Annotated in this window: 1 protein-coding gene; it reads left to right on the forward strand. The window is 71.1% G+C overall.

The features are described from left to right. Nucleotides 1–33 precede the first annotated feature (33 nt). Nucleotides 34–807, forward strand: a 774-nt coding sequence (locus tag TN53_RS41295; protein WP_046264032.1) for a nucleotide sugar dehydrogenase, incomplete at its 3' end; no start/stop codon positions are given.

Raw genomic sequence — 807 nt, forward strand, 5'->3', positions numbered from 1 at the left:
CCCGGCCCGGGCGTCGGCGGCCACTGCCTGCCCGTGGACCCGGTCTACCTGTCCTGGCGCGTCAACCGGGCCCTCGGCCACCGCTTCCGCTTCGTCGAGGACGTCGCACCGCAGCGGCTTGCGGCCGCACTGGCCACCGGGCGCTATCTGCCCACCACCGAGGAGCGCGCGGTCGGCGGCTTCGACGTGGCCGTCATCAGCGTGCCGACGCCGCTGCGCGAGGGCGTCCCCGACCTCAGGGCCATCGAGTCGGCCGCCCGGATCCTGGGCCGGTTCCTGCGCCAGGGCTCCACGGTGGTCCTGGAGTCCACCACCTACCCCGGAACGACCGAGGAACTGGTCGCCCCGATCCTGGAGGAGTACTCCGGCCTGACCGTGGGCGTCGACTTCCACCTGGGCTACAGCCCGGAGCGGATCGACCCGGGCAACCGGGTGTGGACCCTGGAGACCACTCCCAAGGTCGTCTCCGGTGTGGACGAGGCCTCGCTCGCCGCCGTCGACGCCTTCTACCGCACTGTCGTCGACACGACCGTGCCGGTGAAGTCGCCCAAGGTGGCGGAGCTGACCAAGCTGGTCGAGAACACCTTCCGCCACGTCAACATCGCCCTGGTCAATGAACTCGCCGTCTACGCCCGCGAGTTGGGCATCGACGTATGGGAAGCGGTGGACGCCGCCTCCTCCAAGCCGTTCGGCTTCATGCGCTTCACACCCGGCCCGGGCGTCGGCGGCCACTGCCTGCCCGTGGACCCGGTCTACCTGTCCTGGCGCGTCAACCGGGCCCTCGGCCACCGCTTCCGCTTCGTCGAG

Origin of the sequence: Streptomyces sp. WM6386, assembly GCF_000972385.1 — a bacterium.
Taxonomy (GTDB): domain Bacteria; phylum Actinomycetota; class Actinomycetes; order Streptomycetales; family Streptomycetaceae; genus Streptomyces.